The sequence below is a fragment of the Paenibacillus humicus NBRC 102415 genome (genome assembly GCF_004000905.1).
GTDB lineage: Bacteria > Bacillota > Bacilli > Paenibacillales > Paenibacillaceae > Paenibacillus_O > Paenibacillus_O humicus.
In genome coordinates, this window is sequence record NZ_BIMD01000024.1 from 18,588 (window position 1) to 31,371 (window position 12,784).

At 58.4% G+C, this 12,784-nt stretch carries 12 protein-coding genes; 2 read left to right on the forward strand and 10 right to left on the reverse strand.

The features are described from left to right. Nucleotides 1-79: 79 nt before the first annotated feature. The 5 genes from PHU01S_RS26185 to PHU01S_RS15080 all read right to left on the reverse strand — a co-directional run bounded on the left by PHU01S_RS26185 (nucleotide 80) and on the right by PHU01S_RS15080 (nucleotide 6,544). Entirely contained in the window at nucleotides 80-1,552 is a 1,473-nt protein-coding gene (locus tag PHU01S_RS26185; RefSeq protein ID WP_127508228.1) for an efflux RND transporter periplasmic adaptor subunit, read from the reverse strand. Between the two features lie 212 nt (nucleotides 1,553-1,764). Then, nucleotides 1,765-3,195 (reverse strand): UDP-N-acetylglucosamine 1-carboxyvinyltransferase, encoded by a 1,431-nt coding sequence (gene murA / locus PHU01S_RS15065; protein WP_048745681.1) that lies wholly within the window; start codon nucleotides 3,193-3,195, stop codon nucleotides 1,765-1,767. 355 nt (nucleotides 3,196-3,550) lie between these two features. Beyond that, a complete protein-coding gene (locus tag PHU01S_RS15070) occupies nucleotides 3,551-3,796 on the reverse strand; it encodes a DUF1146 domain-containing protein (protein WP_048745683.1) in 246 nt (81 codons plus the stop codon). 248 nt (nucleotides 3,797-4,044) lie between these two features. Continuing rightward, complete coding sequence (locus tag PHU01S_RS15075) at nucleotides 4,045-5,817, reverse strand: S8 family serine peptidase (protein ID WP_127508230.1); 1,773 nt, start codon at nucleotides 5,815-5,817, stop codon at nucleotides 4,045-4,047. A 253-nt stretch (nucleotides 5,818-6,070) separates the two neighbouring features. Beyond that, on the reverse strand, nucleotides 6,071-6,544 hold the full coding sequence (locus PHU01S_RS15080) for a Dps family protein (RefSeq protein ID WP_021880564.1): 474 nt from the start codon (nucleotides 6,542-6,544) through the stop codon (nucleotides 6,071-6,073). Nucleotides 6,545-6,764: 220 nt separating this feature from the next. Here PHU01S_RS15080 and PHU01S_RS15085 point away from each other — a divergent pair, with 220 nt between their 5' ends. Together PHU01S_RS15085 and ymzB are read left to right on the forward strand one after the other, a co-directional pair. After that, on the forward strand, nucleotides 6,765-7,562 hold the full coding sequence (locus PHU01S_RS15085) for a YheC/YheD family protein (RefSeq protein WP_049868378.1): 798 nt from the start codon (nucleotides 6,765-6,767) through the stop codon (nucleotides 7,560-7,562). Between the two features lie 220 nt (nucleotides 7,563-7,782). Beyond that, nucleotides 7,783-8,133, forward strand: coding sequence for a protein YmzB (gene ymzB / locus PHU01S_RS15090; RefSeq protein WP_021880562.1), 351 nt, complete (start codon nucleotides 7,783-7,785; stop codon nucleotides 8,131-8,133). A gap of 246 nt (nucleotides 8,134-8,379) precedes the next feature. Here ymzB and PHU01S_RS15095 read toward each other — a convergent pair whose 3' ends face one another. The 5 genes from PHU01S_RS15095 to atpG form a co-directional block, all read right to left on the reverse strand. Then, nucleotides 8,380-9,180 (reverse strand): tyrosine-protein phosphatase, encoded by an 801-nt coding sequence (locus tag PHU01S_RS15095; RefSeq protein ID WP_048745688.1) that lies wholly within the window; start codon nucleotides 9,178-9,180, stop codon nucleotides 8,380-8,382. A gap of 410 nt (nucleotides 9,181-9,590) precedes the next feature. Next, entirely contained in the window at nucleotides 9,591-9,857 is a 267-nt protein-coding gene (locus PHU01S_RS15100) for a hypothetical protein (RefSeq protein ID WP_164763078.1), read from the reverse strand. 136 nt (nucleotides 9,858-9,993) lie between these two features. After that, nucleotides 9,994-10,392, reverse strand: coding sequence for a F0F1 ATP synthase subunit epsilon (locus PHU01S_RS15105; protein ID WP_076357782.1), 399 nt, complete (start codon nucleotides 10,390-10,392; stop codon nucleotides 9,994-9,996). A gap of 24 nt (nucleotides 10,393-10,416) precedes the next feature. Further along, nucleotides 10,417-11,835, reverse strand: coding sequence for a F0F1 ATP synthase subunit beta (atpD, locus tag PHU01S_RS15110; protein WP_048745692.1), 1,419 nt, complete (start codon nucleotides 11,833-11,835; stop codon nucleotides 10,417-10,419). Between the two features lie 75 nt (nucleotides 11,836-11,910). Beyond that, nucleotides 11,911-12,771, reverse strand: coding sequence for an ATP synthase F1 subunit gamma (atpG, locus tag PHU01S_RS15115; protein WP_048747625.1), 861 nt, complete (start codon nucleotides 12,769-12,771; stop codon nucleotides 11,911-11,913). Nucleotides 12,772-12,784 lie beyond the last annotated feature (13 nt).

Consider the following 12,784-nt stretch of genomic DNA (forward strand, 5'->3'; position numbering starts at 1 on the left):
GCCGAAGCGGCATCGGCTCTGGTGCCATCGCCTATCCGCTCCTCCAAGGCTCCGTCTCCGGCCTTCCGTTTGTCCCTCTTCATCGGGTTCCCCCTCCTCCGGTACGGGTCGAGCCGGCTCCGCCCATATTGCCGCCGAAGCCGCCCGTACCCATTCCGCCTCCGAAGCCGCCCGCTCCCATTCCGCCAAACTCGCGGGCTCGGGTCGTGCCGCTCTGGCCGGTGGATCCTCCGACGGTGCCGGTCGGCAGCGCGATCAGCACCGTATCGCCTGCGGACAGTCCCGACTTGATCTGCACGTACGTGTCATTGGCAAGCCCGGTCGTCACTTCCTTGAGCTGGCCGCCCAGCGTCATCCGGCTCATCCGGGATTCGGAGCCGGCTCCCGCTCCTGCAGCCCCTGCTCCCGCGCCGGCTCCTGCAGCAGCTCCAGCTCCTGCTCCGGCTTTGGCGCCTGTTCCCGACCGGCTGCCCTGCCCGGAGGCGCCTTCCGTTGCCCATTGGCCGCCGGAGCCGTTCCTTCCGCCTGTCCAGGACTGGCCGGCTCCGCCTTGACGGTTGTCGCCGGACTGGCCGCCCGGAACGTTCCCGGCTCCTTGGCCGCCTTCGGTGCCGGTTCCGATCGCCAATGCCCCTTCCGTTCCTTGAGGCACCCGCACATAGGATTTTCCTCCGAAGGTCACCACCGCATCGACCGGAACCAGGACGGCATTTTCAGCCGATTCCGTCACGATCTCGGCCGAGCCGGACATTCCGGCCAGCACGCCGGCCGCCTCCGCCATGGACAGCGTGACCGGATACGTAGCGACTCCGTTGCTGCTCACGCCTTCTTTGGCAATGGAAGTGATTTTACCCGTAAAGGTTTTATCGGTCAGGGCATTAAGCGTAATTTCGGCCGTCTGCCCGATCTTCAGCTTAGGAACGTCAAGCTCGTCCGCGTTCACCGCAAAAGTCAGCTGCGAGTAGTCCGTAATGACAGCCGCATCTGCGCCGGCATTCGTGTTGTCCCCGACCGTAAGCGATACGGTCGTGACGGTTCCGCCGATCGGCGCCTTGATATCATGGTTCTCGGCGTCCGCTTTCTGCAGATCGGCAATCTCGTTCTCCGTCTGCTGCAGGCTCAGCCTGGCCGAGTCGAGATCGAGCTTCGTCTGCGCCTGCTTCGATACGTCGCTTTCGCTCCAGTACTGCTCCTTCAGGTTCTGGATCTGCAGCTCCTGCTTCTGCTTGTCCAGCTGCTTCTGCCGGATCTGCAGCGAATTGTCGACCGTCTCGAACTGAGCCAGCACCTGTCCTTTCTTCACGACGTCGCCGGCGGAGACCAGCACTTTGCTGACTGTCCCCTGATAGCCGGCTTTCACGGTCGCCGTAGCGGCCGCGGCTACCGTTCCCGTCCCCGACACCTTCACTTCCAGATTTCCCTGCGAAGCCTGCACGCTCCGGGCTTCCGCAGCGGATGCCGTGCCTTCGATTCCCTTCGACTGCAGGAAATAGTATACCGCTCCGCCGCCGGCAATGACCATGAATCCCAATATGAGCAGCCACTTTCTCATTGTTTCCCTCGCCTCTCCTCCGGATCATTTTCCATCCGAATCGTAGCATTCCAGAATGAACCCAGAATGAACGTCTTCCCTGAGCAGGCAAGGGATCGATCCCCCAAGGATCGCCGCAAATAAAAAAAGAGCCCCGATAGCCGGCGCTCCACTCCCTTTCTCTATGCGGGACGGCTGCTGAAGCAAGCCCTCCCGATGCTGCCGATTGAATCTCAGGCCATGGACGCCTCGACGTCCTCGACCTTCACCTGCCGCTTGCTGCTGTAGCTGTCCTCGTCCTCGGACGCGGCGGCAGCCGCCACCTGGACCTCTTCGACTTCGCGCTCCGCGGTCTTGCGGATGGAAGCGAGCACGACCGGCTCCAGCACTTCCTCGGCGGCTTCTTCCTCCGACGTCCGGTAGATGTCGGCGCCCAAAGCGGCTAGCTTGCCCGCGATGTCTACATAACCGCGGTCGACATGATGCAATCCGCCCACTTCGGTCTCTCCGTCGGCTACGAGGCCGGCACAGATCAGCGCAGCTCCGGCTCGAAGGTCCGTCGCCGTCACTTTGGCGCCCGACAGCGGCACTCCGCCCGTGATGATGGCCGTACGGCCGTCCACCTTGATGCTGGCGTTCATCTTGCGGAATTCCTCCACGTGCATGAAACGGTTCTCGAACACCGTCTCGGTCACGACGGAAGTTCCTTCCGTGACAAGCAGCAGAGCCATCATCTGGGACTGCACATCGGTCGGGAAGCCCGGGTGAGGCAGCGTCTTGATGTCGGCGCCCTTCAGCGGACGATCCGCAATGACGCGAATGCCGTTGTCCTCTTCGATGATTTGGACGCCCATCTCCTGCAGCTTGGCGATTACGGGTCCGAGATGGTCGCCGATGGCGCCTTCTACGAATACGTTGCCTCCGGTGATCGCGCCGGCGATGAGGAATGTGCCCGCTTCGATCCGATCGGGAATGACCGTATGCCGGGCGCCGGTCAGCTTCTCGACGCCTTCGATCCGGATGACTCCCGTACCGGCTCCGCGGATGCGGGCTCCCATGGCGTTGAGATAGTTCGCGAGATCGACGATCTCGGGCTCTTTGGCCGCGTTCTCAAGTGTAGTCGTTCCTTCGGCGAGCGCTGCGGCCGCGATGATGTTCTCCGTCGCGCCTACGCTGGCGACGTCCAGGTAGATCTTCGCGCCCTTGAGCCTGCCCGGGGCAACGGCTTCGATAAAGCCTTGGCCCATCGTGATCTCGGCGCCCATCGCCTCGAATCCCTTGAGGTGCTGCTCGATCGGGCGGGTGCCGATGGCGCAGCCCCCTGGAAGGGAGATGCGTACACGGCCCAGACGGGCAAGCAGCGGCCCCATGACTTGGATCGATGCCCGCATTTTGCTGACCCATTCGTAAGGAGCCTCGTAGGAGGTCAGGTTCTCCGCCGAGATCGTCATGGTTTCGCCGGAGAGGTCAAGCTTGGCTCCGAGCGTCTCCAGCAGCTGGCGAATGATCAGGACGTCATCAAGGAGGGGAACGTCGTTAATGACGCTTTCTCCTTCCGTTGCGAGTAGCGAAGCGGCCAGAATGGGAAGAACGGCGTTTTTCGCCCCGTGCACACGCACGGTTCCTTCCAGTCTGCGGCCTCCGCGAACGACAATTTTACTCATAATTCCGTTCCCTCCGGACGCTGCAATTTCTTTTGCGCATATCATGTATTTGGTAAGGATCATATCTGACGGCAACGAGTGTCTGGCATTGGATGGCTTGAAAGGGTTGAAAGGTCAAAAAAGGTGAAAAAGGCAGGAATAAGCCAGATTACCACAGACCATATTAACACTCGTCTACAGAAATCGACAAGCGTTATTTTTATCCCGAATATTCGTCAAAATAAGGGGACTTTAGCCCGGGTCTCTTTCCTCGTGCATGATCGCTCAAAGGATATCATTCGCAGCATGTCTCCGGATTGGTTCCGTCTTATGCGTTATTGTCTGCAAATGTCCGATTCGTTATTCGACGGATAGCTTAGAGCAGCTTCAGCATGGATGTCCAAGACCAGTAATCCAGGATGAAGCGGGCGAACGAGTGCCCGATCACAACGGCAAGAACCGCAATGAAAACGCGGGCTCTCGGGCTTCTCGGCTGCTTGAACCAAGTGTCCAGCTTGAGCTCTTGCAGCAGGTACCAGGCAAGCAAGATGCTTCCGATCGTCACGGCGATGGAGAACAGTCCGTTCCATCCAAGCGACGACCATACTTGATTACTGTTCATTAATAACCCCGTTCCTTTGCCCGTAAACGGCAATAAATTCCTCGGCTCAATTCTATCGGCATAGCAATGTGACTTTCGCCATTTTTCGCCTTTATGCGACGGAAGCAGCCCTAATCGATCGTTCGGGAAAGGAAATCGGCGCAATGCATCTCCTATATCCATCGGAACTTGAGCGCTCCATTAAAAGTCCCATGCTCTTCCGTGTATGTATTCACGGCTTTCCTCTTTTGCCGCCGGAAGCGGCATGCTCAGCCGCCGCGCGTCACCTTGAGCGTATAGTAGCCTGTTGCCGGCGCCGCAGCGTCTTCCCCCGCATCCCATACCTTGATTTCGTAGGTGCCTGGGGTGACCGGTATAAGCGGACTTGTTTCCGCTACGCCTTCCCCGTTGCTGTCCACAGCCAGAGCTTCTCCTCCGGCCCTGCGGTAGGAGAAGGCCGGATCCATCCGCATCGTGCCTGCCTCCACCTGCAGCCGCATCGTGCCTTTCTTGGCGACCCGGATCGAATACCAGTCCACATCCGCCGCTTGATGGAAGGTTCCTTGAAATTCGAGGGAACAGTCGGCCAAAGGATAGGCTTTGCCAGCCGTATCATTGCTCTCCCCCTTGTCGGGCAGCATGCGCAGGCGCGTCGAAAGCAGATAAGGCACCTGCTTCGCACCGCTTCCGGGCTCGAGCCGCAGCATCAGCCGGTTCGTTCCTTTTCTGACGTGCCATTCAAGCTTATGGTTGCGGAGCTTCAGCGGCATTTTCTTGACACTCCCCGCTTCCTCCAGCTCGATCCGGACGGCGGACGCGCCGGCGCCGGGAGAAGTGAGCTGGGTATAGTCCAGGCTGACGATGCCGTCATACGGGCATTCCAGTCGGTACCAATCCCGATCCCCGGTTCCGGAAAGCTGTCCCGACAGCTGCTTGCCCAGAGGGAGCGCCGCGGCTGTCTTGGCCGAGTCGTCCGGTTCATGCGGATCAGCCTTGTAGCGGTCTGCAAGAGCGGAATCGATTCTCAGAAGGCCGTAGCCGGCTCCATAGTCGAATCCCTTTGCTCCCTCGTCTTTGGCCGTCTGCCGCAGCATGGAGCGGATCTGATAAGGCTTGAGAGACGGGTATTTCGCCCATAACAGCGCTGCTGCGGCCGCAGCCTGGGGAGCAGCCATGGAGGTGCCCTCCACGTAATGGTATCCGCCGCCCGCAGCGGTCGTATACACCTTCCACGGAGCAGCGATGTCCAGCTCCGGCCCCTGGTTGGAGCGCGAGTCCGGAAGTCCGTCGGGGCCGACTCCTCCTACGGCCAGCACAGTCGGATAAGCAGCCGGATACTTCACGGCGGCGCGGCTGCCGAAGCGGCGGCCGTCATTGCCTGCGGCGGCAACAAGAAGCACGCCCTTCTGTTCGGCCAGGGCGGCGATATCCCTCATGTATGGCGAGGAATGGTAGAGACCTACGGACAAGACAACGATGCGCGCTCCTTCCGAAATGGCCTTGCGGATGCCTTCGCCAAGCTGGCGTTCGTCGCCATAGCCGTTGCGGTCGAGAGCCTTGATCGGTAGAATGCGGGCTTTCCAGATGACTCCCGCCACTCCCTTGCCGTTGTTGCCCGCTGCCGCAACGACGCCCGCGACGCTCGTTCCGTGGCCGTTGTCGTCCCGCGGAGGCTCATCCGGCTTCAGCAGATTGATGCCCGGAAGCAGATTGGGCTGAAGATCGGGATGATCCAGATCAACGCCTGTGTCTACGACCGCGATTGTAATGGAGGTCTGCTCCGTGACCAGCTTCCAGGCTTTGTTGGCTCCGATCTGATGGAGGAAAGCTTGCTTCGCCAAGCCGGGATCGTTCGCCTTGGGGGCAGCCGGACCTTCTTGCTGGATCCGGGCCTCGTCGTCCGGCTTCGCCGCCATGCCGCTTGCGCTGCCGGGCGGCATGGACGGGGCTGCCGCCAGGGTGACGGCCGCAAGAAGAGCCGCGGCATGGCCGCATCTAAGCGCGCGGCTATGGGCGGCGTGAGCTTGAATCCTTGCTTTCATAAGCCTCAAATCCTTTGCTCGTATCTATCCTATGACGCCCGCGCGCATCTATCCCTGCTTTTCCGCCGTTGATCGAGGAAGCAGCGCGAAGCGCATGATGTGATGAAGGAATTCACTCGCTTAACCATTCTATCAATAATTCGGGCCGCAAGGCGCTATTCCTGTAGCGTTCACAAAATGGATACAACAACAGGCCCTCCGGAAATCCGAAGGGCCTATTTGCACTTGCTATTATCCCGGAAGGCGCTTGCGGCTACGCCAAAAACTTCTCCAGCATCCAGCGGTGCTGGTCCAGCTGCTCCACCATGCCGGTCAGAATATCGCTCGTCGCCGCATCGTCTTCTTCTTCGGCCGTCTCGGCAGCTACCTTCATGTCCTCGGCAAGGGTATTGAAGTCGTCGATCAGATTCCGCACCATCGTTTCGGCATCTTCTTTTTCCGTCGCCTCCTTGATGGAAGACAGATCCAGCATGCCCTTCATGGTGGATACCGGCTTGCCGCCGATTCCGATCAGGCGCTCCGCCGCTTCGTCGAACATAAGGGTAACGGCATTATAGAACTCCTCGAACTTGACGTGGAGAGTATAGAAATTAGGACCGGTCACATTCCAGTGGAAGGAATGGAGCTTCATGTACAGCACGCCCATCGAAGCTACTTGACGGTTCAGCGCATCCTGCGTCTTCGTATTCTTTGCCGCTTTGCCGCGGCTGGCGGTTTGAGTTGCCATTTTTTACATTCCCCTTCCGAATATTCATTTCCCTGCAATCAGGCTTCATGTCTTCTCATTACCCCATCCGGGCCGGGACAAACAGGCACGCCTGAAATCAGCTTGCGCAGCATTTCTGTTCCTTATCCGGCCGGACGCTTTTTTGAGCCAGGGGCATGTCATCCGCACACGTCCGTCCAAGCCTGGAGGCATAAGGTAGGGGGAGAGGTGATCAAGCAGGATGCCAACAATAAAAAAATACATCAAAACCTATAATTCCCGCACCCTTTGGGGAAAACTTCGAGTGAGCCGGATGCTGCGCAGGGATCCGGCTACGGCGCACTTTGTTCCACGGACGGCCGATTTTTCCCGCAAGCAGCTGAAGAAAATGGCTTCGCGCTTTGAAATTCTGTATATCAAGCCGAATATCGGCTCTCTCGGCATCGGAATCCATAAGCTTCGCCGCCGCAATGGGGGCGGATATCAGCTCACCTCCGTGATTTCCCGCAAACAGATTTCCCGCGCGTTCGGAAATCTCGATCAGGTGTACGAACATATCCGGAAAACCCGGAAATTCGGAAAGCTGATTATCCAGCGCGGCATTCCGCTCGACCGAATCGAAGGGAAGCCATACGATATCCGCGCCATGGTGCAGCGCAAGCCCAATGGACCCTGGACCTGCACGGCTTTGATAGCTAAAGTGGCGCTGCCCAATCGCATCGTGACAAACGCCCATCAGGGCGCCAAGCTTTACCAGCTGTCCAGGCTGTGGAAAATGCAAGGAATGCGAGCCGCCCCTGCCCTCGCCAACAACGAGTTCATCGAAGAGTCGGCGCTGAAGATATCCAAGTCGCTGTCCCGCCGTTACGGCGGCATGCGCGAGATGGGAATCGACTTCGCGATCGACCGGAGCAAAAGGCTGTGGGTGCTGGAGGTCAATACGAACCATCCCCAGTACGGGGCGTTCAAAAAAATCGACCGGGCCGCCTACAACCGGGTCAAAAGCTTTGCCCGCAGCTATGGACGCAAGGACGATTGAATCCACCGCTGGCCGTCTCGGTCGGCGCCTTCCCGACGGTCGTTCCGCATGCTTCATTTTACGGCGTTTGCTGTAAATAAAGATCAGAAGAACCTCCAGGAATCAACTGCAATCAGGCGGCTGTTGTCAGACTCGGCGATCTGCGGCGCGTCCTGCAGCCGGTCGCAAATGTCCCCCGGCCGTACATTTCAATTCGTACCAGGAAAGGTGGAGATGGTCCATGTCGGATGCCATGAATGTCAGCCGGCTGCTGGAGCTGCTGGAAGCCCGCAAGGGCGAGGATGTCGATATCGTCAAGCAGGAAGACGGAGATTGGGATAAGGTCCGCATGACGTTCAGCGGAGCGGAGCTGCTGCATAATCCTTCTCCGGATGATTATGTGTCGGGAACGATCCTGCTGCTGCACGGTTCGGCCAGCATCGTCACCGACAAGGGCCGTGAGCCCGTGCCTGGCGACTCCTATGAAATTCCGCTCCAAGCGGATGACTCCCTCATCGAACAGGACGGAGAGATCCGGGTGCAGACGAAGCGGGCGACCTATTCCATCCAGCCGTCCGTTTCAGCCGGCTGAACCAAAAAAAGCTTTGGGCCTGCTCGCGGCCCAAAGCTTTTTTGGTTCAAATTGGCTTCGCCCGCTGTGCCTTCCAATCCCGCAGCCCGCCCCAGCGGGTCTCGTAAGCGCGGCATGCTCAGGAGAGCGGCAGTAACGGCAAGTACGCCCGCGGTAGAAGCACCTCCGTCATAATCGACCCGCTTGGGCCAAACCAGTCTGCTGTTACAACCAAAGGTTCGTTACATGCAAAAGGTGACGGTCCATTTAGCGGCCCCGCCGGCCGAACAAGCTTCTCAGCAAGCCTTGCGGCCTTCCTCCCGAAGCCGCTGCCGCCGGCCGCTGCTCCGCCCCAAGCAGGTCGTCTCCCGCGAGGAGGCTGACCGCATTTTGCATGAAATAAGCTTTGTAGTCTTCCCCGAGCCGTTCGGCGATGGCGGCATAGGCGGCCGCCAAGCGGAATCCGCGGCGCTCCGCATGATGCGCATCGGAGGAGACAAGATGGACGAGACCGGAACGCATCATCGACCAGGAAGCTTTCTCGATCGATCTTCCGTACAGACCCAGCAGCGAATGCGTCGTCACTTGTCCCCAAGCCCCGAGCGAGATGAGCTCTTCCAGAAGAGCGGGCTCGCGCATGGCCTGCTCGTTGCGTTCAGGATGGGCTATGACAGGCCGCACCCCTTGAAGCGTCAGCTCATAGACCAGCTCGGCCATTCCGGAAGGTATCTCCGCGGTCGGCATTTCAAGCAGCATATAAGGGGTATCCGCAAGCGTCAGCAGCTCCCTCTTCTCCCAATTGTCGAGCAGCTCCGCATGGACCCGGATTTCTTGGCCCGGATGCAAAGCAATCGGAATGCCGTGCTGCTGCAGCAGCTCTCCGGTCCGCCGCGTCAGCTCCCGCACGTCGGCTGCCGCATTCCAGTAAGCTCCGTTGGCGTGATGAGGGGTAGCGACGATATCGGTGATGCCTTCAAGCTGCGCAGCTCTCGCCAAGGCGAGCATTTGCTCCTCGTTCCTGGCTCCGTCGTCGATGCCGGGAAGGATGTGGGTATGGATATCAATCATTCCTTGAGCACTCTCCCCGTTGTCATGGATGTAAGGATGTAGGGATTCGTATTGACTTGCTAGGACGTATTGACTGCGATGGCTTTATAGACGGCAACGACTTATTGACTGCGATGGCTTTATAGTCTGCAACGACTTATTGCCAGCATTCAATATCTGCAATGGCAGTCCGATAGCGGCGAATTTAACGTTCTAGCCATACGAGCCTAGGGATCGCTGTAACCGTATAGGTATCTTCATTTTCGAGAATTGCCGTTGATTCTAGGGCTCAAAGGCTATTGGTGAACTCCGTATTGCATGAGATGAAGCTGCTCCTCATGCATTATCATACTTGATTACAGAGACGATCGTCATCCACCCTTGGCTTCATTGTCATCGGACTTTCGGTCAAACATCCCCTGCCGCAGTCCTTAACTCTCTTTATCTCCATTGGCGTCATGCTTAAGAAAGCTGAATATCCCGGTCCACATGCCGGCCAGGATGAACAATCTGCCCAAGAAAGAAGTGGATTCGGATTCCGAAAAGCCCGTCCCCATCAGAACCCCGCCGCCCGCGACAAGCAGGAAGCAAAAGAGCAGATTGTCCCTTATGGACCTCTTTGAATCGAGGCCGTGAATCCGTGCCGTCAATAAAGCTGCCGCCAACATGCTCATAATAAAAAGTGTCCCTACCCTCATTTCCCCTGTCCTCCCCAGGCGATTTCGCCGGTATAGCCGGAATCGATTCAGATCCCAGTAGATTCCATTATAAGAGAATAAAAAAGCCCCTCCTCCGTTATCGTGAGATAACAGGGGAGGGGCTTTGATGACGGAATCAACCTCTGGTGTTCAGACGGTTGAGCGCACGTTGAAGCGCAAGCTCCGCACGATGATGATCGACGGTTTCCTTGTTGCGGTTGCGAATGCGCTCTTCAGCGCGCTTCTTGGCCAGCTCTGCGCGGTCCACATCGATTTCGCCCGGAAGCTCGGCGCTTTCGGCCAGAATGACGACTTTCTCGTGACGAACCTCGGCAAAGCCTCCGCTCACCGCGATGTTTTCATAATTGCTGCCGATTTTCGCCGTTACGGCGGATATCTTCAGAGGCGTAACCGTAGGAACGTGATTAGGCAGAATGCCCATCTCGCCCTCTACTCCGCGGATGATGACCATGTTCACATCCTTGGAATATACGGTACGCTCCGGCGTAACGATTTCAAGCAGTAAGGTGCTCATACGATAACCTCCATCCGCCGAGGATTAAACCTCTTGAGCGAGCTTCTTCGCTTTGGCAACGGCGTCTTCAATCGTTCCGACGTTATGGAACGCTGGTTCCGGAAGATCATCATGCTTGCCTTCAAGAATTTCCTTGAAGCCCCGGACCGTATCCTTGATTCGTACGGACAGGCCAGGCATGCCGTTGAACGCTGCTGCAACGTGAAGAGGCTGCGACAGGAACAGCTGGACGCGGCGTGCGCGAAGCACGACAAGCTTGTCTTCCTCGGACAGTTCGTCCATGCCGAGAATCGCGATGATATCAAGCAGCTCTTTGTAGCGCTGAAGAAGCTTCTTCACGCTTTGAGCCACTTGATAGTGCTCTTCGCCGACGATTTCCGGAGTCAGGACGCGCGAGGACGAAGCCAGCGGGTCGACAGCCGGGAAGATACCCATAGCGGCGATGTTACGCTCCAGGTTGGTCGTGGAATCCAAGTGGGCAAACGCCGTGGCAGGGGCCGGGTCGGTGTAGTCATCGGCTGGAACGTAGATCGCCTGGATCGACGTAACCGAGCCGTTCTTGGTGGAAGTGATGCGCTCCTGGAGCTGGCCCATCTCGGTTGCCAGCGTCGGCTGGTAACCTACCGCGGACGGCATGCGGCCGAGCAGCGCGGATACTTCGGAGCCCGCTTGGGTGAAGCGGAAGATGTTGTCGACGAACAGGAGCACGTCGCGGTTTTCTTGATCGCGGAAGTATTCCGCCATCGTCAGACCGGTCAGGGCTACGCGAAGACGCGCGCCTGGAGGCTCGTTCATCTGGCCGAATACCATGGCCGTTTTCTCGATAACGCCGGATTCGCTCATCTCGTGATAAAGGTCGTTGCCTTCACGAGTACGCTCGCCTACGCCGGCAAATACGGAAATACCGCCGTGCTCGGAAGCGATGTTGTGGATAAGCTCCTGCATCGTTACCGTTTTGCCTACGCCGGCGCCGCCGAACAAGCCGACTTTGCCGCCCTTGGCGTACGGAGCCATCAGGTCGATGACCTTGATGCCGGTTTCCAGAATTTCCTGCTGCGTGGACAGATCCTCGAATACCGGAGCTTGACGGTGGATCGGCAGCGTGATGCTGCGGTCTACGTCCCCGTTGTTGTCGATCGGATCGCCGACAACGCTGAATACGCGGCCGAGCGTGGCCGGTCCGACCGGCACGGTGATTGGCGCGCCGGTATCAACAGCGGCCGTACCGCGCACGAGGCCGTCCGTGGAGGACATCGCGACGCAGCGAACTGTGTTGTTTCCGAGGTGGGTAGCCACTTCGAGAGTCAGCTTCACGTCTTTTTCGGAAGAGTTCTGGGCCTTTTGTTCAATCTTAATTGCGTTCAGGATTTCTGGGAGATGGCCGTTGTCGAATTCAACGTCGACAACCGGTCCCAGTACCTGGACAACGCGACCGTTGCTCATGGGGGTCCCTCCTGTAGTAAAGATAGTTGCACGTGCATCTATGAAGCAGGCCGCAGCCTGCTCTTCTGCGTGTGATTATTGCTGGGCGCTTGCTCCGCCGACGATTTCCGCGATTTCTTGGGTGATCGCAGCCTGACGCGCGCGGTTGTAAGAGAGCGTAAGCTCGCCGATGAGCTTCGTCGCATTCTTCGTCGCATTGCCCATTGCCGTCATCCGGGCGCCGAATTCGCTCGCCTTGCCTTCGAGAATCGCGCTGTACACGACCGTCTCGGCATACTTGGGCAGCAGAACGCTGAGCACGGATTCCGCATCCGGCTCGTACTCGTACTGCGCCGCGGAACCGGTGAACTCATCGGAGCTCAGCGGCAGCAGCTTCTTCATCGTCGGAATCTGGGAAATGGCATTGATGAAGCGGTTGTAGACGATATAGACCTCGTCATAACGGCCTTCCTCAAAGCCTTGAACGGCTTTGTAGGCGACCGGCTTGATATCGCCGTATTTCGGGGAATCGGAGATGCCCGTCACTTCCTCGGCGATGTTCATGCTGCGGCGCGTCAAGTAGGCGCTGCCCTTGCGGCCGACAACGAGAATTTCGTACTCGTCCTTGGACCGGTGTTTCTCGGCGATCGTATTGGACAGCTTGCGCAGTACGTTGATGTTGTAACCGCCAGCGAGTCCGCGGTCCGACGTCACGATCAGGTAAGCTGTGCGCTTCACCTCGCGAGACTGCAGCATAGGGTGACGAATGCTGCCTGCGCCGGCGGCGATGCTGGAGACGACTTCGCGGATCTTGTCCGTGTAAGGACGGGCCGACAATGCCGCCTCCTGCGCGCGGCGAAGCTTCGCCGCAGCGACCATTTCCATCGCTTTGGTGATCTGCTTCATATTCTGCTTGCTCTTGAGCGAGCGCTTGATCTCCCGCATGCCTTTTGCCATTAGTACTCACCAC

Bases quoted from the DNA above. Each gene is read 5' to 3' on its own strand.
- PHU01S_RS15075 (WP_127508230.1), bottom strand. From the start codon at position 5,817: ATGAAAGCAAGGATTCAAGCTCACGCCGCCCATAGCCGCGCGCTTAGA.
- ymzB (WP_021880562.1), top strand. From the start codon at position 7,783: ATGTCGGATGCCATGAATGTCAGCCGGCTGCTGGAGCTGCTGGAAGCC.
- atpD (WP_048745692.1), bottom strand. From the start codon at position 11,835: ATGAGCAACGGTCGCGTTGTCCAGGTACTGGGACCGGTTGTCGACGTT.
- PHU01S_RS15080 (WP_021880564.1), bottom strand. From the start codon at position 6,544: ATGGCAACTCAAACCGCCAGCCGCGGCAAAGCGGCAAAGAATACGAAG.
- murA (WP_048745681.1), bottom strand. From the start codon at position 3,195: ATGAGTAAAATTGTCGTTCGCGGAGGCCGCAGACTGGAAGGAACCGTG.
- atpG (WP_048747625.1), bottom strand. From the start codon at position 12,771: ATGGCAAAAGGCATGCGGGAGATCAAGCGCTCGCTCAAGAGCAAGCAG.
- PHU01S_RS15105 (WP_076357782.1), bottom strand. From the start codon at position 10,392: ATGAGCACCTTACTGCTTGAAATCGTTACGCCGGAGCGTACCGTATAT.
- PHU01S_RS26185 (WP_127508228.1), bottom strand. From the start codon at position 1,552: ATGAGAAAGTGGCTGCTCATATTGGGATTCATGGTCATTGCCGGCGGC.
- PHU01S_RS15070 (WP_048745683.1), bottom strand. From the start codon at position 3,796: ATGAACAGTAATCAAGTATGGTCGTCGCTTGGATGGAACGGACTGTTC.
- PHU01S_RS15085 (WP_049868378.1), top strand. From the start codon at position 6,765: ATGCCAACAATAAAAAAATACATCAAAACCTATAATTCCCGCACCCTT.
- PHU01S_RS15100 (WP_164763078.1), bottom strand. From the start codon at position 9,857: ATGAGGGTAGGGACACTTTTTATTATGAGCATGTTGGCGGCAGCTTTA.
- PHU01S_RS15095 (WP_048745688.1), bottom strand. From the start codon at position 9,180: ATGATTGATATCCATACCCACATCCTTCCCGGCATCGACGACGGAGCC.